We start from the raw sequence: 22662 nt of genomic DNA, 5'->3' as shown, positions 1-22662 counted from the left end.
TAATTTTACAGGGCTGATAGCAATTCATAAATAAAATACTCTACATAAATGTTACAACTAAAAATTAAAATCATAAATATTAATTATAACTTATTGGCAAATAATTTTCCATCTTTATGACCCAAATACTTGATAGCTAACTTACTATTTGATTGCTCAAATTGCTGCATAAATTTCTGCTTTTCTTCTGGCAATACAAGCAGATCATTTACTAAAAATGTAGGTATATTTGAGATTATTTTGCATATGATTCTATCGTTGACAAAATATCTTAAAAAATCTTGATATCTTCGCCAGTAATTATCATAAAATTTATTGACAAATTTTTCTATAACTATCTCATTAAAACTATTTAAATGCAAAATTATTTTCGTCATTCTGGCTGAAGGAGATACATTAATTTTTTCAATACAATCAATTTCAAAAGAAGCTTTATTCTCTAATAGATTAATGGCTTTTAAAAAATCATCAAAAATATTATTTTTCATATTTTTTTTGTCAAATTGTCTAACAATAATATTTTGATATCCAAATATATCTGCCCAATTTTCTAGTATTTGATAATAATTAAACATATGTTTATATTCATTATAAAATTCTTTGATGTCTACTCTACATGCTCCTATATTAACCATGTAACGATAACAAGATTCTAAAAAATCATCTTGTTTTCTTAGATAAATAACGATCTTGATTTCATAATTGTTTAAGAAATCTTTGACTTTAGCAATTGTTTCAGGTTTATAAAAGACATCATAAAAAGTAAAAGCCTCTGCCGAAATTATCACATTTTTAGGATTAATAGAATCTATTTCGGTTTTAAGACCTTCCCAAGTCGAAAACTGTGAAAGTAAATCATCTTTTTCTTTAAAATCAAGAAAAAATAGAGCTAAAAGATTATGACAATAGCGATCTTCTATTTCTTTGGCATTATGACGTATACCAGACAAGGGATATAAATATCCATTTTCTAAAAGTTTATCTCGGTTATTAAATAATACTTTTTGTAGGGAAGTTGTCCCGGTTTTAGGCATACCAATATGTAAGTAAATAGTTGTCATTTTATCTAATCTGTAGGGTTTATTTATTGAAAAGGCAAGAATTTATGATTGTGAGTAATCCCACGCTAAAATTCAAACTGAAAGTAGACAAAAGGTTGATGTTAATACTAACATAAATTATTTTTCATCAATTGTGTTCTCCCAAATTTTAAATTTGTTTGTACCGATCAAATAGACTTTCACTCAAGCGATCCCAAGAAAATTTTTCAACCGCTCGTTGTCGTCCAGCTTTTCCCATTGCTTTGCTGAGATTTTCATCTTCGAGTAAGCACAGGATTGCCTCAGCTAGAGCATCGGGATCATTTCTCTCCACTAAAAAACCTGTCTTTCTTTGCTGCACAAGTTCTGGAAAAGCACCGCTATAAGTAGCAATAACAGGCAATTCCATAGCCATTGCTTCGATAATTGGTATTCCAAATGGCTCGTTCCAAACAGATGGGAAGATAAAAATATCACTTTGTTCATAATGTTCAATTAACTTAAAATTTTCGACTGTTCCCACAAAAAATACTGAATTGACAGCGTTTGCAGAAATTATCTTCCGCAGTTGCGAACCATAGTTTTCTTTATAAAAAGGAGTTAGTTTTAATACATTGGGGTCTTCTCTATTCATCATTCCCCAAGGTAATATAGCATTTTCGGGCCCGATTATTTTCAGTTGTACATTAGGATAATTTAATATCACTTTATTGAAGGCTTTTAATAAGATATGCACTCCTTTTTCTGGTGAGATTCTACCAATAAACAGTAATTGTTTAATTTTATTTGCTTTTATTTGGTTATTTTTAGTATTCGGAGAAAAAATATTAACGTCTACACCATTAAAAATAGTTTGACACTTAATCTTAGGAAAGCTTTTGTGGATTTTATTAGTAACGTAATCGCTACATCCAATGACCAGATCGACTTGCTTAATTTGTCGTTCAATCATCACTGAATCAAGCTGTGTCAACCACTCGGTATTCATGTGTAAAACAATTTTGGCTTTAGGATTAAATGCTCGGATGAGAGGAACAAATTGAGAAACAAGGTGCATATGGACAACATCACATTGCTGCAACTGTATATCTCTAGCAATCTGCAAATAATATCCTAAATAATATAATCTAGAAGCAAAAATTGGTCGTTGAGGATTAGATATTTGCCAATTATCAAGTAAATTCAATGGTTCTAATAGCCGATCGATAAAGCTCTTTGGAATTCTTCGATAAAGAATTCCTTCTTCGTAGTATTCTAATTCTTGATGCTGTGGGGCTTTTGAACCATAGAAAATAACTTCATGAGAACGAGCTAAATAACGTCCCATTTGATAAGAATATAGACATAGCGACCCAACGGTAGGTGGCTCTGCAACAGTCCAAGGATAATCAAAAAAGGCAATTTTCATGTTTTTCGTCCTTATTTAATATTTTGAATGCTTATTCTAAAATCGATAATTTAGACGGGTTAAAATCAGCTAATCTTCAGTCAGTTTCAAGTTATAAGAGTTCCAAAATGTTCCTATTAGGGCAGAGTGTTCAATACCTTGGATACGATTTCGTACTGCCATCATTGAGAAAGGGTTAACTAGATAAATAAATGGCAAATACTCCTGAGTAATTTGTTGAGTTTCTACATAGATAGCTTTACGCTTTGCTTCATCCACCTCAGAGGCTGCCTGAATGTATAAATTACCAATTTTTCGTTCCCAATCTGCAACCTGTCGCCCTATTATCGGCGTTTGTCCTGCTTGAGATTCTTGATTAAAAAAGTGCCAACCAGCTTCAGGCAACCAAACATTAGCCCAATCATTTGGTTCTTGACCGACAGCAACCTCAAGTAATTGACACTCCCAATCGAAAGTTTGAGTCAATTTGTTGATGAAAATGCTAGCAGCTACGGGATTAAAATCAACAGTTATGCCAAGATTACTCAAATTTTGTTTTATGTGTACTCCCATCGCCTGCAATGCATTATTGGTACTATTCGTCATTAGGCTAAAGCGTACAATATTTCCTTGCTCGTCTAATAGCTGACCTTGATTGTTGTATTTAAAACCTGCTTTTAGAAGTAATTTTTTTGCTTTTTGAAGATTGTACTCATAGACAGTTTGGACAGGATAATAATACTTGCTCTGTACAGCAATCGGCGAATTTTGCAGTTTACCCAATCCTTGATAGATATTGTTGAGTATTTGTTGGCGGTCAATTCCATAGGCAACTGCTTGTCTAAATTCTACTGTATTGAACCAACGAGATTTTATAGGATCGACCAGTGCTTGACCATTCCTACTGCCTTTATTGAGATTAAAAGTAATAGCAGTTGACCCGACGAAAAGACCGCCATTATAGATAGTAAACTTTCCTTTGCTTTCTTCATGTTTTAATAATGAAAAATAATTAGTATTGACGTTGATGTAATCTAATCCTCCAGAACGAAATTGGATTAAAGAAGTATCTTGATTAGGAATAATTTGCCCAATCACACGCTCGATATAGGGTTGTGAATTGCCTTGAATATCTTTACGCCAGTAATAAGGATTTTTGCGGAAAATTATTCGCTGGCTCGGAGTATAAGATTCTATTGTATAAGGGCCGTTGACAATAATATTTTCTGGGGGAGTATCAGTCCCCCAAGTAGACATAAATTTAGGTCTGCCTTCCTGCTCTTTTGTTTTGACGCTTTCCCGAAAAATATGGGCTGGTAAAATTTCGAGTTTTGTAGCCCGAATAAATGGAGCAAATGGTTCAGGTAATGTAAATTCAACTCGCAAATTATCAAGCTTTCGCACAGTAGGTAAGGTACGATTTTTACCAATTACAAAAAAGTCTTTAGCGTAAGTAGGAATGTCTGGATTACGGTAAATTTCATTGTAGGTAAAAACGACATCTTCAGCCGTTAGTGGTTTTCCATCTGACCATTTTAGCCCTTTTCTGAGGGTATAAATTACTTGTTTATTATCTTTGGAAGTTTGCCACGATTTGGCTAGATTAGGTTCAATTTCTCCACGAGCATTTTCTTTAACTAGCCCTTCATAAGTATAATTTAAAATATAAGCCGATTCTACAATTAAAGCTGGATTGAAAGTTGTGGGTTCAGTTGGGAAAGGGACAATAATTTCAGATATTGGTTTTGCTTGGATTTTTAAGTTAATTTGATGATAGATAATTATGGCGTAGGCGAAGCCCGTCGTAGACATCGCAGTTATCAAAGCCAATAAAATTACTAGCCAACGATGACGAATTAAAGTATATTTCTTATTAATTTTTAATAACTTATAATCCAACATCGCCAAACCACTCCGCAATTTATTCTTGACTAGGTTGAGATAACAATCTATGAGTATCTTCTAATAAAGCTGGTATTTTGTCAGCATGAGGACTATAACGCAAGCAATTGCTTAAATCAAATTCTCTAACTCGTTCTGCTGTTAAGCCAGGAAACCAGGGATCGGCAGTATTTAAGTGGTTGTAACGCCTTGTAGCATATTCAAACATATCAAAAGCGATCGCTAAATTTCGTAACCATAAAATAACTGGAATATTAATCTCACCAGGGGTTTGTTTATAGGTGGGTAAACCAATGTGCCAGTTACAATACCAGTCTTTTCCGAGTGAGGCGATCGCTGCTTTTTCTAAACGGTTTAAAATTGGCGGTAAAATTTCATTCGCTTGCTCTAAAAGTTCTATAACCTTCAAGTGTTCATCAAAATCTGATGGTTTAGATGCGCCCAAGCTGAGAGTATGTACTTGAGGATGGCTCAAACAAAACAGATCGTTAAACACCATCGGGCTAAGAGGATGGCACAAGTCTAATAACTTTTGTGGAGGCTTATAAAGCATACCACCTTTATCTGATGGGCTAATGATAAATACACCCATGTCATGATGTTTAGCGGCTTCAATGGCGGGCCAATTGAATTGATTAATGTAGTACCAGTGGAGATTGACATAATCAAATTGATTGGTTTCAATGGTTTTGATAATTAAGTCTGTCGGAGCGTGGGTAGAAAAGCCAATAAACTTTACCTTACCCTTAGCTTGCAACTGTCGCGCTACATCAAGACAGCCATTGGGACGAATGCTATCTTCGAGATGTTGATAATTATTAATGCCATGCAGTGTTAATAAGTCAATGTAATCTAGCTTTAATAAAGCCAAAGATTTCTCACACAAACGGCGGAAGTCTTCAGAGTCAGATGTAGGAGTAACCTTAGTCTGGACAATAATTTTTTCTCTAGGCAATTTAGGTAAAATAGCTCCTAATTGCATTTCAGAAGTCCCATACATTCGCGCAGTTTCGATGTGATTGATGCCAACTTCAAAAGAACGGCGAATAGTGGCTTCTAGATTCTGTTGATTTTCATCAGGAATTTGTTCTTGAGTCAGCTCCTTATACTCAGTATAGACGTAGCGCATTCCGCCACAGGAAAAGACTGGCATTGGCAATCCTGTACGCCCAAATCTACGATATTGCATCATAAATGTGTTTTTATTGGAGCGATTCATTATATCCGCGAGTAATTGTGAAATTGTGGCAATAATAGAGGATTGATGTACCCTAACTCTTCTAACTTATTTAAAATTTTATTTGCACTTTCGGCAATACTTTCTTGATCAGTTTTGCATTCAACATCAGGGTTAAGAGGTATTTCGTATAAATTATCAATTCCAGTGAAATTTGTGATTTCACCAACTCTGGCTTTTTTGTACAAACCTTTAACATCTCGCTGTTCGCAAACTTCTAGTGGTGCATTGACGTATACTTCAATAAAATCTCCAATCTGTGCTTTTAATTCTTCTCGAATTACTCGATATGGTGAGATAACCGAAACCAGTACAATGATATTATTTCTAGTTAGCAGGTGAGCTACAAAACCAATTCTCCGAATATTCTCGTTTCGATCTTCCTTGCTGAAAGTTAGCCCCTTACTTAAATTTTGGCGTACTACATCGCCGTCAAGTACTTCAATTTGATATTCATGCGATCGCAATTTTGTATCCAAAAATTGGCAGATAGTAGTTTTACCAGCACCACTCAAACCAGTTAACCATATTGTTACACCACGCTGTTTTTCTACCACCACTTTACCTCTATAATTTTATTAAACTACTAGTCTAAAAAGCGTTTTGACTGTTTAATCGATATTGGATGGCTTCTGCTAGCCGAACTACAGTAGGTTTCTCAAACAGGTAGACTAAGGGAAGTTCTACTTGAAAAGCTGATTGTAGTTTGCATATAACTTCAAGAGTTTGAGAAGAATGTCCTCCAATTTCAAAAAAGTTGTCTTGAGTGCTAATCTGCTCTAGCCCTAAAATTTCCTTCCAGATAGTTAACACAACTTCTTCGATAGAATTTTGAGGTCTAACAAAATCCTTCGATATTGGGGATACAACAGTTTGAGTGGGCAAACTTGGGGGTTCAGATATTAAAATAAGTTCCGCCAGACGTTGCTTATAATTGGTCGTTATTTTTTCCAGCAAGGTCTGAAAATTCTCGACCATCTTGGTAATAGTGGCAGCTTCAAATAAATCTGTTCTGTATCCAAGCAAACCTTCAATACCTGTTGATGTTTCTTCGAGGGTTAATTCTAAATCAAACTCTGCGGTATCTTTTGTATCTCTAGCAATAAACTGCTCTTTCAAAGTGAGATTGGCAAATTCTAAATTATCCCCTGGAGTATTTTGAAAGACAAACATTACTTGATTTATTAATGTGTAACTGGGATCTCTCACTGGCTGGAGTTCTTCTATTAGCTTGATTAAGGGCATTTCTTGATGAGCGTAAACACCCAAGGCTACCTCACGCACTCGGACAAGTAGTTCCCGAAAGCTGGGGTTTCCTTCTAAGTTGGTACAAAATGGCAGTAAATTGACAAAAAAACCAATCAGTCCCTCAGTTTCCACTCTGGTGCGATTGGCAAGGGCGCTGCTGACAATGATCTCTTCCTGTCTTGTATAAGAGAAGAGTAATGTCTGGAATGCTGCCAATAAAGTCATAAACAGGGTTACGCCTTCCTGTTGACTTAGCGCCTTGAGTGCATCGGTTAATTTATTGGAGAGAACTACCGATTGACCTGCACTTTTAAAGGTTCGCGCTGGTGGACGTGGGCGATCGCATGGTAGCTTCAATATTGGCGGACTAGTGCCTAAATGCTTTTTCCAAAACTGAAGCTGAGACTCTAAGACTTGTCCTTGTAACCACTGCCTCTGCCATTGAGCAAAGTCGGTATATTTGATCGGTAACTCAGTCAGAGGCGACGGCTTACCCTCACAGAAGGCTTCGTAAACTTTTGCCAGTTCTTGGGTTAGGACACTAAAAGACCAACCGTCAGCAACAATATGGTGGGTAACGGCAACGAATAGATACTCTTGTTCATTCAAACGCCAAAGCTTGCTGCGTAATAAAGGGCCTCGTGCCAAATCGAAAGGATGCTTAATTTCCTGTTCAGCCTGTTGTGTGGCTTGAGCTTCGCGCTCAGTTTCGCTTAGGTGCTGGAGATCAATTACTGAAAAATCAAAGACAGGATCGTTAACAACAGCATAAACGACTTGTCCATTGTTAACCTGAAAAGTCGATCGCAATGTCTCATGTCGGCGGACAATTTCTCTTAAACTCTCCTCTAATGCTGTCTCGTTAAGCGCACCTGTGATGCGATAGACCAAAGGCAGGTTATAGATGGAATTCCCTGGATAAAATTGGTCAAAAAACCACAGTTCTAGCTGGGTTAAAGAAATTGGTATTGGCTCATCTTGGGAAGGCAACCGTTTTAGAGATAACTCCTGCCTGTCTGGCGCTTTAGCTGTGGCAATTTTTTGGGCTAAAGGTGCGATCGCGGGAGACTCAAATAAACTCAATAGTGGTAATTCTATCCCAAATGCTTTGCGCGTTAAAGCAATAACCTGAGTTGCTAGTAAAGAATGTCCCCCCAAATCAAAGAAGTTATCGTAAATGCCAACTTGTTCTAACCCTAAAACATCTCTCCAAATCCCAGCTAAGATTTCTTCGGTGGGAGTACGCGGCTGAACAAAAGTTTGACCTAATTCCGGTCGGCTAGTTGTCGGTTCTGGTAGAGCGCGACGGTTTACCTTTCCATTGGGTGTGAGCGGGAACGATTCCATTTCGACAAAAGCTGATGGAATCATATAATCTGGCAATTGCTCAGTCAAAAAAGTCCGCAGTTGTTCGACTGTGATTGTCTCTCCCGGAATTGGAACAAAGTAAGCCACTAAATATTTTTCCCTGGCACTTTTTCCATGTACTTTAGCTACTGCTTGGTTAATTTGAGGATGTTTGCTCAGAACGGCTTCAACTTCTCCAAGTTCAACGCGAAAGCCCCGAATTTTTACTAAATCATCTATGCGTCCCAAAAACTCGATATTACCATCTGGTAGGTATCGAGCTAAGTCACCAGTTTTATAAAGTCTTCCGCCTCCTGCCTCCTGCCTCGTGCCTCCTGCCTCCTGAAACGGATTAGGGAGAAATTTTTGATTGGTCAAATCTGCACGGTTGAGGTAGCCACGAGCCAAACCATCACCACTCACGTAGAGTTCACCAGGAACGCCAATCGGCACGGGTTGAAGGTTGCTGTCTAACAGATAAACTTGCACATTGACAGCAGCTTTACCAATGGGAGGATAAATCGGCCATTCATCTGGTTTTTGGCTAAAAGTATAAGCTGTAACTAAGTCTGCTTCTGTGGGGCCATAGAAATTGTAGAGTGTACAATTTTCCAGACGCTTAAACAGCTTAATCATCGGCTGAGTAATTTGGAGTTGTTCGCCACAAGCGATCGCTTCCCGAATATTTTGAAATAAATGTGATTGCTCTGTGTATATTTCTGCTAATTGCTGCCAAAGGCTAACTGGCAGAAAAACTTTACCAATTGGATTGTTGCCAAGTAAGTGGATTAATTTATCTAAATCTTTGCGATCGCATTCAGGAATGATATACAGCGTCCCTCCGAAGCCCCACGCCACAGATATTTCGTGATAGCTGACATCAAAACTCAGGGAAGCAAACTGAAGCACACCAACACCTGTGGACATTTTTGCCTGATGGTGTTCTATTAAATTGGTGAGCGATCGCTGGGGAACAAGAGTGCCTTTAGGAGTGCCGGTAGAGCCAGAGGTATATATGATGTAAGCTAAATTATCAGCTGCTACTTCAACTTGCAGATTACTCTCAGATTCTTTGGCGATTTCGTCCCTATCTTCATCTAACACAATTAGACGATGAGCAAAGTTGCCATTAAGTAATGACTTCCAACGTGTTTGAGTTAAGACGACTGGTGCTTGAGAATCGTTGAGCATGAAGGCTAAACGCTCTGGCGGATAGGTAGGATCGAGGGGAACGCAAACTCCCCCAGCCTTGAGAGTTCCTAAGATGGCGCTAGCAGCTGCTAGCGATCGCTCCACACAAATACCCACTGGGACATCTGGTTTTACACCCAAGCGTTGCAAGTAGTGGGCGATTTGATTAGCTTGCTGATTTAACTCCTGATATGTCAATTGTTGGTTTTCATATACCACCGCCAAAGCTTGGGGTGTTTTTTTTACTTGCTCCTCAAATAATTGATGGATGCAACGATTGATGGGATGCGCTGCTGAGGTAGCATTCCACTCGACTAAAAGCAAATCTTGTTCTGCTGGAGTTAGTAGCGGTAACTCGCCTGGGGTGCGATGAGGATTGACGGTAATTCCCTCCAACAGGGTGAGGAAATGACCAGCCATGCGATCAATAATGTCTGCATCAAAGCGATCGCGATCGTAGCAAATTTTTACGGTCATTTCCTCGCCAGGAATTGCCACCACTGTCAAGGGATAATTGGTTTGCCCCCTATCTTGCAGTTCCGCTATTTTCAAGTTTCCAGGGAGTTGCTGCAACGTTACATTTACAGGATAATTTTCAAATACAACAATGCTTTCAAACAAAAGTTGAGTACGAGGAACTTTACTCACGGCTTGAATATCCACCAGTGGAGTGTATGAATACTGCTCTCGCTCCATATACTCTTGTTGCAACAATTGTAGCCAGCTTAACAAATCGGTTTGATCAGGGATTTTCAACCGTGCGGGTAAAGTATTAATAAACAACCCCACCATCGACTCCACACCAGATAAACTAGCAGGGCGACCAGATACAGTAGTGCCAAAAACTACATCAGACTCACCACTGTAGCGACTTAGTAACAGCCCCCAAGCTGCTTGTATTAGGGTGGCAAGGGTCAGATGATGTTGTTGGGCAAAAGATTTTAAGGTAGTTGTCGTCTCGGTTGATAAATGCTGCGATCGCACCTCAATATTTTGCTGTTGGTGAGAACTCTGCCCGATGGCTCGTTCAACTATCAAAGGCGTAGGTGCAGTAAAACCCTCAAGATTTTGTTGCCAGAACGCCTTTGCTCTAGCCAAATCTTGCTGTTGCAACCAATTAATATAATCCCGGTAAGGGCGACTGGGAGCTAAATATAATTGTTGACCGTTCTTTATAGACTCATATAAAGCAAACAATTCTTTGAAGATAATCGGCCAACTCCAGCCATCAAGCAGCAAGTGATGAAAACTCCAGACAAACTCATAAATTTCATCGGCTACCCAAATTAAAGCAAAGCGCATTAATGGAGCTTTGTCAAGTTCAAAACCTTGTTTTCTATCTGAATCTAAGAAAGAATTGAGACGTGTTTCTTGCTCTTGTTTAGAAAACATCCGCCAGTCTAAATTAGACCAAGGCAAACTTACTTCTTTACGCACCACCTGAACTGATTGTTTGCGATTCTTCCAAACAAAAAGAGTCCGCAAAGCCGAGTGTCGCTCTACCAAAAGTTGCCAAGCTCGCTCAAATATACCTGGATCTAAATTGCCATGAATAGTTAATTGAAACTGCTCAAAATAGATTGTTGATTCCGGCTCATAGAGAGCATGAAAGAGTATGCCCTCCTGTGTAGGTGAAAGGGGATAGATAGATTCAATATCTTTATTTTTACTTTCTTTTTTTGCAATTACCATTGTTTTTTATATGATATTAATTATGGAATTTTCTCTCTTTTCTTTGCGCTCTTTGCGTCCTTTGCGGTTCGTTTAAAAAAGTAGCGGTTCGTTTAAAAAAGTAATTATTAAAAAGCAGACGTTGACAATCCGCCATCTACGGGAATAGTAACACCTGTAATATAGCTAGCACATTCTGACGCTAGAAAAGCAACCAAATTAGCAACCTCACTAGAAACACCGCGACGACCAAGAGGAATCATCTTATTGGTTCCTTCGATAATTGAATCAACAGTCTGACCCTCCTCTTGAGCGAATACTTCTAAATATTCTCTATGCCTTGGAGTATCAATCAGACCAGGATTTACACAGGTAACTAAAACATTCCACTTAGCAACTTGCGTGGCAACAGTTTTAGTAAAATTGATTAATGCAGCATTTCCCACCCCCGATTTTACAAGACGACTAGAAGGTTCTTTTCCTGATGTTCCAACAATATTGATAATGCGTCCCCATTGCTGATTTTTCATCGTCGGTAGCACTAAATTCGTCATGCGAATATAGCCCATTAACTTGCCTTCAAAGACAGCCGACCAATCTTCATCAGATATATTTTCTACTGCTTCATTAGAAAATGTTGCCCCCTCAGAATTATTAACCAAGATATCAATTTTTCCAAATTGGCTGAGAGCTTCTTGGACTAACTTTTGAGAACTACTTGCATTTTGCACATCAGCACAAATGGCGATAATTTTTGCTTGAGAACCAATCAAACCTTGATAAGCTTGTTCTAATCGCTCAGAATTTCTCCCACAAATTATTAGCTGACAACCTTCTGCTGCCAGCTTTTGGGCAACGCTATAACCTATACCAGCACTTGCTCCTGTCACTAAAGCTACTTTATTTGTTAATCCTAAATCCATGATTATTCCTTTATGAAGTAGCTAGCGATGCGGAAGCCGCCGCCTTGGGCGATCGCACTACATCTGTTTTTGAAAAAGCATCTTTGGCTGAGAAGTTAGAGTGAGGTTTAATCAAAATTTCAATCAAAGATACTGTCTGATCAGAAGAATTATATCCTCCATAAAGAACATTAGCAGGGGCATAATAAACACTACCATATTTTAACTGCTGCTGTTCTTCTGCCACTGCGATCGTCAATTTATCATTCAGGACTATTGCCATTATTTCATTAGCCGATTGGCGAATTGGTATTATTCCTTTGGGAGGAATTTTGGTAATAATAATCTCAAACCAAGAACCAACAACAGATCGGCAATCGAAACCTGTAATTTCAGCTTTAGTTGCTGTAACTTTCAGAATAGCCTCTTCAGCTTCGTCAGAATTGGTAATGCGTTTCACATCAAACGCTAATGCTGTTTCTGAGAAAGGGTTTATAGAACCATGAAGAACATTGGAACCAGCTACATAAACCTGCCCAAGGGGTTCAAGAATTTCTTTAGTCCCGTTGATGTTAATTTCTAAACGCCCCGCGATTTGCATTCCAATTTGACTTTCAGGATGTCGATGTAATTCAAAAGTAGCTCCTGGTGGAATAGAAGCTAATTGCACAACTGTATCTTGACATTGAAATGCGATTAACTCTACATCTGAATTAATGTTTATAATTTTTGGCTGGGGAAAATATTTAGACATAACTTTCTGTTAATTTTTTCTGAAAAATCGACCAACTCATACGGATGTTTCCATAGATTGAAATAAATTCTAAATCGTACGCTTTCACAGCATTCTCATTAGTAATAGCGAAATCGGCTAAACCCTGCATTACCTGAATTGCTGAATCGCTCGTAGAAGGAGACAAATCCACTTCTATTTGTGTTTGATCTTGAGAATCTGGCAAGAGTTTTGTTAACAAAGGTAGAGGAGCCTGATGGGTAACAATTCTAGAACCGTTGAAAACTACGTCTTTATTTTTTTTCTTAGCCAATCCATAAACTGGAGTAGGAAATATAAAAATGAAGCCTAGATCAAAACTTGGCTCCATATAAAACTCATTAATTCGGTCGTAAGCATGAGGTACTAAAGCCATATCTACTTTGTCTTGTAGCAAGGCTTCTTTGACATCTATAAAAGTATCAAACAACTGAGTTGATGCAGTAAATTGCTCTGAAAGCAGTTGGTTAGTTATATGCTTGGCAGCGTAGTCACTACTAGTAGCAATAGGCCCCAAAGTACCTATGACTAAATTTTTTGAAGGAGGGATACGAGGTTTAAATTCAATTTGAAATTCCAGCATAGTTTTTTCTGAGTAATCATCATGATATTTTTTGGTAGCGAGTCATTAGTAGTTTTGTTATAAATCACCTCCAGTAACTTTGTTTATTTGCAGAAAATATTGTTAAAACAGAAACCAGGTTTCTAAATATGGACGACTTTATTTAATTAATTTCTGCTAGCAGTTCGTCCAAAGCTTCTTGGCTAAACTCAACTTCCGGGAAATCAGAAGGAGTATAGCCACCTGCCTCTGGGGATAAACAATGAGTAATAATAGTTTTTAAGGCTTCTATATACTCATTAGCCAGATTTTCTACAGTGGCCAAAGAATGAAAATGCTCGCTATATTGCCACTCTACTTTCAGCCTCCCTTCAACAACTAATCCATTCACAGCCAACAAATGGCGGCGCTGTCCTTTGGGGCTGTGAATGCAACCGCTAGACTCGTGGGCAAATTTCCATCCCAGGGTTGCTAACTGGGTTTGATCAAATTGACCTAAGTAGTTAAAGCTCACCTCAGCTTTGGGGAGGGCTTGTAATTGATTGTGATCGCTCTCATCTATACTTAGATAGCGCCAGATGCCATAACCAATACCCCGGTTGGGAATACGTCGTAATTGCTCTTTTACTGACTTGAGAACCTCTCCGGGATCGTTGCGATTTTCAAGTTTTAAGAGAACGGGGAATATACTAGTAAACCAGCCTACCGTGCGGGACAAGTCCACATCCTCAAACAAGTCCTCTCGTCCATGACCTTCTAAGTCAATTAGTAGGGAGTCAGAACGCGTCCAACGAGTGAAAGTCTGCACCAACGCTGTCAATAGTACATCGTTAATTTGGGTGTTGTAGGCGACCGGGACATCCTGTAACAGAGCGCGAGTCTGTTCTACACTCAGGTATACAGATACAATTTGACTGGAAGCTACAGTATTATCTTGGGCAACAGCAGCATAATCCAACGGTAAAGGAGCAATTGGGAACCGCATTGAGTCCAGCCAATAATCTAGCTGTGAGTGCAGTTCTTGACTGCGGGCATAATCCTGCAATCGAATTGCCCAATCCTTAAAGGAAGTTGTTTTTGCTCTTAGTTGGATACCTTTGCCAACTTCTAATTGTTTGTATGCCTCAGATAAGTCTTCTAGCAAAATCCGCCACGAGATCCCATCGACAGCCAAGTGATGGATGACGATGAGTAACCGTCCGGGGGAATTGCCTAAGTTAAATAGAACGACCCGCATCAGCAGCCCATCTGTTAAGTTCAGCGTCCTTTGTGCAACGTCCGCCCTGATTGCGATCGCCTTTAACTGTTCTGCTGGGGGCAGATATGACAAATCTACAATGCCCAACGATACTTCATCGCTTGCATCACTGTTGTACTGCTGCCATTGCCCATCCTGCTGCACAAACCGCAGGCGTAAAGCATCGTGATGGGAGAGTAACTTTTGTAATGCCTTCTCTAGTAATTCCGGTTGCAAATTTGCGGGAACTTCTAGTAGGAAGGATTGGTTAAAGTGATGAGGTTCAGGTAGATTTTGCTCAAAGAACCAATGCAGAATCGGTGTTAGAGGGACAGCCCCTGTAACTAAACCTTGTTCTGATTGAATCGAATTAATTGTACCAGCAACAGTAGCTAATTCAGCAATTGTTTGGTGTTGAAATAATTGTTTGGGAGTAAGTTTGAGTCCAGCTTGATTAGCTTTGGCAACAATTTGGATACCAATGATGGAATCCCCGCCCAATTCAAAGAAATTATCGTGGATACCAACTTGTTTAAGTACTAAAACATCCCGCCAAATCTTGGCCAAGACTTCTTGAGTATGGGTGTGGGGCGAGACAAAGCCAGTAGATTCGTCGAACTCGAACTCTGGTACTGGTAATGCACGACGGTCTACCTTGCCGTTGGGGGTAATCGGTAGAGCTTCTAGAAATGTGAAGGATGCAGGTACCATGTAATTGGGGAGCTTTGACTTGAGAAATAGGCGTAGCTCATTACTAGTCGGCTGTGTCAATTTTGGGATGATATATGCTGCCAAACTTTTCACACCAGGTATATCTTCCCTTGCGATCGCAACAGCGTCGCGTACCAGAGGGTGTTGAGTCAGAACAGCCTCAATTTCGGAAAGTTCAATGCGGAAGCCGCGAATCTTAACTTGGTTGTCAATGCGACCCAGGAATTCTATATTGCCGTCGGGTAAGTAACGAGCCAAATCTCCTGTTTTGTAGAAGCGATCGCAATTGTCATCGTTGAATGGGTTTTGGATAAAGCTTTTTTCGGTTAACTCTGTGCGGTTGAGATAACCTCTAGCTAAACCATCACCTCCAACATATAGTTCGCCAGGAACCCCAATAGGTGAGGCTTGTAGATGGCAATCTAGAATGTAGATTTGTGTATTGGCGATGGGACGACCAATTGGCAAGTTAGTTGCTTTCTCTGGTACTTCCTGCACTAAGTACCACGATGAGAAGGTGGTACTTTCGGTTGGCCCATAAACGTGAAGCAGTCGCTTTGGCGGTTCATGTTGTAGTGTTGCTCTAACCGTAGTGGGGTCAACCGCCTCTCCACCGAATAGGACAGTTTCTAAGGTTTTGAAGATTCCTGGCACTTGACTAACCAACTGGTTAAACAAGGCTGTTGTTACAAATAAAACATCAATCTGTTGCTGATGCAGTTGTCTAGCAAGTTCTGGCGGTGCAAGCAGTACTTCTTTAGTAATGCCTACTATCGTAGCTCCATGTAGTAAAGCTCCCCAAATTTCAAAGGTAGCAGCATCAAAAGTCGCATTGGAGGCTTGAGCTACTCGGTGTTTGGGTGTTAAGTTTATATAGTTGGTGTTGCAGACTAATCGATTGACAGCCTGATGTATAACAGAAACACCTTTGGGTTGTCCTGTAGAACCAGATGTATAAATTACGTAAGCTAGGTTATGAACGGATGCTTCGCTAGTGGGATTTTCCTGACTGTAAGTGCTAATTACCTTCGAGTCAATCTCTAAACAGACTACTCTAGCTTGAGTTTGAGGTAACTGCGATATTAACTCTTGTTGAGTGAGTAAGACTGGCACTTTTGCATCTTGCAACATATAAGCCAAGCGTTCTTGCGGATATGCTGGGTCAAGCGGTACATAAGCCCCACCAGCCTTGAGAATGCCCAGCAATCCTACCAACATTAAGGGCGATCGCTCAACGCAAATTCCTACTAAAACTTCTGGTTTCACCCCCAGAGTTTGCAGATAGTGCGCCAATTGATTTGCGCGATCGTTCAACTGTTGGTATGTTAGAGAATCGTCCTCATAGACCACAGCCACTGCATTGGGTGTTTTTTCAACCTGTTCCTCAAACAACTGATGGATGCATTTGCTGTCAGGATAAGGCGTATAAGTATCATTCCATTCCACTAGTAACTGATGTCGCTCCTGCTGGGTCAGCAGTGGTAATTCACCAATGGGTTGATTCGGATTAGCAATAATCGCTGCTAACAAAGTTTGGAAATGACTTGTCATCCTCGCAATAGTATCTGGCTCAAATAGGTCGCTGTTATATTCCCACGAACCTATTAACCCCTGTTTTGTATCCCAAACTGCCAAGGTCAAATCAAACTGAGATGTTCCACGTTCTACAAATTGAGGAGTCAGGGTAACATCAGGCAATTCTAATGTATCCAACAAAAAATTCTCTAAGACAAACACCACTTGGAATAGGGGATTGTAACTGAGAGAACGTTCTGGTTGCAATGCTTCTACCACTTGTTCAAAAGGAACATCTTGGTGAGTGTAAGCGGAGGTTGCAACTTGTCGCACTTGAGAGAGAAACTCACAAAAACTAGGATTTCCCTCGATTTGGTTACGCAGTACCAATGTATTGACAAAAAAGCCAATCAATGGTTCCATTTCTCTGCGGTTGCGGTTGGCAATGGGGCTACCAATGCAGATATCATCTTGACCACTGTAACGAAACATTAAAACGACGAAAGCCGCTAGTAATGTATGGAATAGAGTACCTCCTGACTGTTGGCTGAAGGTTTTGATTTGCTTGCTCAAATTTTGGTCAATTTGAAATTCCTGGGTAGCACCACAGAAAGTCTGAACAGGGGGGCGTGGTTTGTCTGTGGGTAGTTCTAATAAGGGTGTAGCACCAGCTAACTGTTGCTTCCAGTAGTTGAGTTGCTGTTTTTGAATTTCCTCAGTCAACCACTGTCGCTGCCAAACTGCAAAATCAGCATACTGAATGGGCAACTCAGCAAGGAGTAAAGGGGAATCAATAGTAAAAGCTCGGTAGAGGCTGGACAACTCTTGAATGAATATCCCCATTGACCAGCCATCTGTGATGATATGGTGCATAATCAACACCAGCACATGGGACTCTGGCCTCAGCCGTAGTAAAGTGACCCGCAACAAAGGGCCATTACTCAAATCAAAAGGTTGGCGGGCTTCCTTTGTGACAATCTGTTGTATCTCTGCTGCTTCTAAACCTTGCAAGTCCAGAACTGGTATGTTCATCGCCAAGCTAGAAGAAATTACCTGCACGGGTTTTCCATCTACTGCTGGAAATATTGTCCGTAAAATCTCGTGACGACGGATGATTTCGTTGATACTCTGCTGTAAAACTTCTACGTTGAGTACACCTTCAAGGCGCAGCTGTAAACCCTCGTTATAAAATGGGCTTTGGCTCTCTAATTGATAGAGAAACCACATCCTCTGCTGGGCAAATGATAAAGGCAAGTCTCCAGAGCGATCTATAGATAGTATTGGCTCAAAAGAGGAGTCTGTTGCAGTCTGAGCTTCTTCTAGAAAAGCCAGGATTTCTGATTTGCGTCCTAGCAGTTGGTTTTTGAGGTCTGGGTTCATCACTCCCTTGGGAGCGCGATAGTTTAACTGGCCGCCTTCTAGCCAAATTTTGATGCCTAAACTATTTAAATAAGATACAAATTCTATTATTGTCATTTATAATACCCCTCCCTCATATTCTTTTTCTGCGTCATCCATAGCTACATTCCACTTTCTGACAACAGTTTGTAGCGCCTCAAGGCTTTCTGCCAAACCAGCTACAGTCGGGGATGCAAAAAAACGATTTGGCGACAACTCAACAGAAAAAGTCTCGCGCAACCGAGAAATGACTTGGAAGGCTAGCAAAGAATTTCCTCCTAGTTCAAAGAAGTTGTCGTGAATGCCGATCTGGGGTATGCCTAAAACTTCTTGCCAGGTTTGAGCTATTTGCCGTTCCGTTTCATTTCGGGGAGCGATCGCTTCTCTACGAGTCATCCCCCTAGCCAATAATTCTCGATTGATTTCGCCACTAGCAGTGAGGGGCATTTGTGATAGTTGCACAAAGTCACAGTTAACGGTTGTTGTGAAGCGATCGCGCACTGTAAAATCTGATAATTCTGGTACGGTAGAACCGTTACTCGTAGTGAAATAGGCAGTTAATTTCTGTAACCCCGGAGACTCCGAGGTAAAACGCCGAATTTTGGGATTGCTGCCATCTAAACCGACTATCAACTGTGCTTGGTCATGATATAAACCAGTCAACAAGGAATATAACCCTTGTTGCAGGCTCATCTCATAAAAGCCTTGAGCGCGGGTGATTTCTTGCCTCTGATAACCCTTGTTGATCCCTGTGTCACGCCAAATTGCCCAAGCAAAGCAATAGCTGTGCAACCCACTAATAGAACGTTGATATTGATTAAAGCTTTCCAAAAAATTGTTGGCAGCAGCATAAGCAGAAATTGTGGCTCCGCCAAAAAAACTCGCCAAAGACGAAAAGCTAATAAAAATCCCTTTCTCTTGCTTGTTCAGCAACTGATGTAGCGCCCAAGCACCGAATACTTTGGGTCGTAAGATTGCAGCTAAACTTTGTGGTGTTTCATCCACTAGCATTTTTTCTTGGTAAGTTCCCGCCAGATGAATCACCCCATCCAGCTGACTTCCCCAGTTAGCCTTGACTTTTTCTAGCACTTGTTGCAATGCTTGAAAATCGCAGATATCCACTGCCTCATAAACCACCGAGCCCAGCTGCTTTAATTCCTGATAAAGCTTTACTTTTTCTAATATTTCCGTCGAGAGGTTGGATGTGATATCTTCATTTGGTAAATGAGTCCGACCTACTAATAATAATTTGGCATTAAAAAATTTAATTAGATATTTAGCAATTTCAACTGCAATACCCCCAAGCCCACCACTGATTAGATACATCCCCCCTGATTTAAAGGGAAGTTTTTGCTTCGGTTTGTCTTCCAGATTAACTTTTTCTAAACCTGCAATCAAACGCTGTCCGTTTCGATAAGCTACCTCTTGCTCTTTTGATAAAACCTGAAGTTCTTGTAGAAGATAGTTTGCATTCACCTGTATCGAATTTGGTGGCAAATCGATGTGACGACAATTTAACCAGGGTATTTCCTGGGGGATAGTTTTAATTACACCAATAACAGGAGATTTTTCATAAGCTATCTTGTCTGTTGGTTGCGTAGACTGGGTGTAGCTAGAAACAAACAATAGCTGAACTAAATCTTGGAAATTCTGAGTTTTTGCTAGGGCTTGAGTAAGAAGCAATAAACTGTAAATTCCCTGGCTTTGGGCTTTTTCAATAGCTTCTATGCTTTTTATTTCTCCTTGATACTCTTGATGATTCCACAAATGGAGAATTTGACCGATGGTCAGGTTATCTGCTTTTATGGTCTCAAGCAATAGCTGATAATGATCTGCATTTTCAGGAGATAAAAAGAAGTGATTGGGACTTTTTTTAACAAAATATGATCCAGGTGAGACACACAGATATGGTAGGTTTTGCTGTTCTAGTTGCTGACAAATAAATGTCCCCAACCCTAACTCGTCAAGGAAGACTATAGTTAGAAATTTTTGGGATAAAGTCTTCAAAGCCTTGACTTGCTTGGGTCGCCAAACTTTTTGGTAGAACCAATCAGGAATAGTTTTGTTATTGCCTAGTAAGATATCGAATTGTTTGAGAATTGAGTTGAACTCACCTGCATGAAAGCGATCGCTAAGTTGCGATCGCTGGATTTTACCAATAACGGTTTTAGGGATATCTTTTTTAGCTAATAAAATTAAATAATCAGGATTTAAGCCGATTTTGTTCACCACTTTTTGCCGAATTTTCTTCAGTAACTCTAGCAGTTTTGGTTCTTCTGTAATCGGCGAACTGAAGAAAATAGCCAGTTTCTCTGTTGCATCATCAGCATTGCACACTGCACAAGCGGCAGTGTAGGACACTTCAATTTCTGCAATTTCTTCAACTACTGCTTCAATTTCATGGCTGTAGTAGTTGGCTCCATTGATGATAATAGTTTCTTTGGCACGACCAGTAACCACCAATTGTCCGTTGGTAATAAATCCTAAATCTCCAGTATCAAACCAGCCATCTTTTAAAAAGGATTGACTGTTGGCATTGTGGTTGTTGTAATATCCTGGAGAAACTGCATCACCTTTGACTTGCAAACGCCCGATAGTGTCTTCTCTTAATACAGAGTTTTGCTCGTCTACTATGCGAATGTTAATTCCAGGAATTACTGAGCCTAAATCGGCAAAAGTATTGTAGTTCGGATGGTCTATTTCTACTCGTTTAATAGTACCTTGCAATATAGATTTGTCTACTCTATGGAACAACAAAGGTGCTTCCTGGAGGGGCTGATAATATGTAATTCCCGAACCCATCTCAGCCATACCAAAAGCTGGTCGAATTGCCGTTGCTTTGAGTCCATAGGCAACCAAGTTTTCTCGAAAATCCTCCACAGCTTTACTAGATACTGCTTCACCAGCTGTAAGCAAGAATTTCACACACGATAAGTTCCAGTTTTGTTCTGGTTCTTGTTTGAGGGAGTCATTAACTATCGCATAAGCAAAGTTGGGTGCCCAGCTATGAGTAATCTGGTATTTATGAATTAAATCCAACCAGTTGAGAAGGCGACCCAAGATATATTCTTTCTGTGCATAAACCAGCGTGCAACCTAATTCCACACCACGAATATGCAATTCGGAAATGCTGCCAATGTGATCGAACGGCAGCCAATTCAAAATTACATCTTCTGACTCGTATTGATTAAGTAGGTTAGCCCCTCTGGCGCGAGCAATAAGATTTTTATGAGTCAATTGAACGCATTTTGGTATTCCTGTACTGCCAGAAGTCAGGTTGAAAAGAGCTACCTCATCTGGTTGACTATGGTGATATTGTTTACTGGCAGTATTGTTTTTTAATACTTCAATTGTGCCTATCTTGAGGCGTTCTGTTGGTAGCCATTGCGATAGTAATTCTATCTCTGGTTTGAGAGCTTCTGTAGTTAAGATAACTGGACTATCTAAGAACTGCCAAATATGACAAAGCTTATCCACCACCTTGTTTGATTCTCTATAAGTCGGTGGCACTTCTATGATTACGGGTATAAAGCCTCCCAATAAGCAGCCCCAAAAGGTAGGAATAATGTCACAGCTAAGTTCCATCTGCAATATGACTTTATTTTTTGGCTTGAGTCCCAACTTTCTCAAACCAGTGAGAATTCGCTGTGCAACTTCAAGTAACTCAGCGTATGATTGGCGTAGTTCTGTGCCATCGGGCAACAGGTAAATAATTCCCCCACTTGTAGCCTGTTGCGCGGCTTTTTGCAAAACTTCGGGCAAGGTAATAGGTGCGTTGGGATCAACCGTGAGAATACTACCGTGGCTGATAGCAAGTGGTTTTAGTTCTGAGAAATGTTGTTGTGTACTGGATTGGGAGTCTCTTGGAACTGGGGCAAAATTAGCGATGGGCAAAGCCCCGCCTTCTCTACCCTTCGGGAACGCTTTCAGCGAACGAGACGCTACGCGAATGGCGATCGCGCTTTTATCTTGCCAATCTGGGATCAAATTTGACAAATGGAGTGAAGGGATCTGCTTTCTCAACTCCTGCACTACTATCACTGCCTGTTCAATTTTGTGATGAGAATTAAGTTGCTTTTCTACTCGCTCAATTAAACTCTCATCAATAACAGGAATGTTGCTCAAAGCTAATTCGTCTACATTTCCTGTGGCAGTTAAAGGTAGGTTTGACACTGATACAAAAGTTCTTGGTAGTAATGCTTCATCGCATATATCTTGAAGGTAAGAGCGAATTTGTTCTAGTGAGATATTTGAGCTTGAAACAATATATAGTATGACTTCCATCGGAGATGTTTTCTTGACAATTACTGTGCATTCGTTTATTGAAGTTTTCTCTAATAAAACTAATTCAAACTTAGGTTTAAGTTGCTGTATCCTCTCTAAATCTAAACCTTGTTTTTCTGTAAAATTCATTTGATTATTATCCCATACTACATAGTAACTGGTAGTTAAAAGCTACAAATTTATACTTGTAACTATTAAAGGATGTTTGAAAAGTATTTGACTGTGATTTTAGGCACTTGTTGATCCCCCCTAACCCCC

Annotated in this window: 11 protein-coding genes; all 11 read right to left on the bottom strand. The window is 39.8% G+C overall.

From position 1 onward, the window contains the following. Window positions 1-83 precede the first annotated feature (83 nt). Window positions 84-1061, bottom strand: a complete 978-nt coding sequence (locus LC605_RS10235; protein WP_229547442.1) for a hypothetical protein — start codon at window positions 1059-1061, stop codon at window positions 84-86. A 148-nt stretch (window positions 1062-1209) separates the two neighbouring features. Beyond that, window positions 1210-2448, bottom strand: coding sequence for a glycosyltransferase family 4 protein (locus LC605_RS10230; protein WP_229547441.1), 1239 nt, complete (start codon window positions 2446-2448; stop codon window positions 1210-1212). A 69-nt stretch (window positions 2449-2517) separates the two neighbouring features. Next, entirely contained in the window at window positions 2518-4329 is a 1812-nt protein-coding gene (locus tag LC605_RS10225; protein WP_229547440.1) for an ABC transporter substrate-binding protein, read from the bottom strand. 19 nt (window positions 4330-4348) lie between these two features. Beyond that, window positions 4349-5518: an aldo/keto reductase gene (locus tag LC605_RS10220; protein ID WP_229547447.1), complete on the bottom strand. Its 1170-nt coding sequence runs from the start codon at window positions 5516-5518 to the stop codon at window positions 4349-4351. Window positions 5519-5547: 29 nt separating this feature from the next. After that, window positions 5548-6123, bottom strand: coding sequence for an adenylyl-sulfate kinase (gene cysC / locus LC605_RS10215; RefSeq protein ID WP_229547439.1), 576 nt, complete (start codon window positions 6121-6123; stop codon window positions 5548-5550). A gap of 34 nt (window positions 6124-6157) precedes the next feature. Next, on the bottom strand, window positions 6158-11044 hold the full coding sequence (locus LC605_RS10210; RefSeq protein ID WP_229547438.1) for a non-ribosomal peptide synthetase: 4887 nt from the start codon (window positions 11042-11044) through the stop codon (window positions 6158-6160). 107 nt (window positions 11045-11151) lie between these two features. Then, window positions 11152-11946, bottom strand: a complete 795-nt coding sequence (locus tag LC605_RS10205) for an SDR family oxidoreductase (protein WP_229547437.1) — start codon at window positions 11944-11946, stop codon at window positions 11152-11154. A 10-nt stretch (window positions 11947-11956) separates the two neighbouring features. Then, window positions 11957-12679 carry a cupin domain-containing protein gene (locus tag LC605_RS10200; RefSeq protein ID WP_229547436.1) on the bottom strand — a complete coding sequence of 241 codons (723 nt, stop codon included), beginning with the start codon at window positions 12677-12679 and terminating at the stop codon, window positions 11957-11959. Continuing rightward, window positions 12672-13280, bottom strand: a complete 609-nt coding sequence (locus LC605_RS10195; RefSeq protein WP_229547435.1) for a LysR family transcriptional regulator — start codon at window positions 13278-13280, stop codon at window positions 12672-12674. The genes LC605_RS10200 and LC605_RS10195 overlap by 8 nt, the downstream gene beginning before the upstream one ends. Before the next feature lie 142 nt (window positions 13281-13422). After that, window positions 13423-18198, bottom strand: coding sequence for a non-ribosomal peptide synthetase (locus LC605_RS10190; protein WP_229547434.1), 4776 nt, complete (start codon window positions 18196-18198; stop codon window positions 13423-13425). Then, window positions 18199-22533 carry an SDR family NAD(P)-dependent oxidoreductase gene (locus LC605_RS10185; RefSeq protein ID WP_229547433.1) on the bottom strand — a complete coding sequence of 1445 codons (4335 nt, stop codon included), beginning with the start codon at window positions 22531-22533 and terminating at the stop codon, window positions 18199-18201. It abuts the gene before it with no gap. Window positions 22534-22662: the final 129 nt, after the last annotated feature.

The organism is Nostoc sp. CHAB 5836 (assembly GCF_020829445.1).
Classification (GTDB): Bacteria; Cyanobacteriota; Cyanobacteriia; order Cyanobacteriales; family Nostocaceae; genus Nostoc.
The sequence above is the reverse complement of the archived record's forward strand: the minus strand, read 5'-3'. Positions and strand labels throughout refer to the sequence as shown.